The following is a 410-nucleotide window of genomic DNA, read 5'->3' on the forward strand; positions in this document are numbered from 1 at the left end:
CGCTCATACGTGGGGCTCCTCTTCCGTCGCGCTGAGGATCTCGGCGATGTGCAGCGCCCGCAGGGGCTCGTCCTGGCGGCGGATGATGCCGCCGATGTGCATCAGACAGGAGTTGTCCGCGCCGCACAGGACGGAGGCCCGGGTGGCGACGGCGTTGCGGACCTTGTCCTGACCCATGGCGGCGGAGACATCGGGGTTCTTGACGGCGAAGGTGCCGCCGAAGCCGCAGCACTCCTCGGCGCCGGGGAGCTCGCGCAGCTCCAGGCCCTTGACCGGTTCGAGGAGCCTGCGGGGTCTGTCCCCGAGCCGCAGCAGGCGCAGGCCGTGGCAGGAGGGGTGGTAGGTCACGGTGTGCGGGAAGTACGCTCCGACGTCGGTGACCCCGAGGACGTCCACCAGGAACTCCGTCA

The 410-nt window shown here is 70.2% G+C and carries 1 protein-coding gene; it reads right to left on the reverse strand.

Annotation, left to right across the window (positions count from 1 at the left end; translation table 11 throughout):
• Positions 1-3: 3 nt before the first annotated feature.
• On the reverse strand, positions 4-410 hold a 407-nt coding region (locus G3I56_RS42780), incomplete at its 5' end, for a (Fe-S)-binding protein (RefSeq protein ID WP_164418948.1).

Origin of the sequence: Streptomyces sp. SID12488 (assembly GCF_010548275.1) — a bacterium.
Lineage (GTDB): Bacteria > Actinomycetota > Actinomycetes > Streptomycetales > Streptomycetaceae > Streptomyces.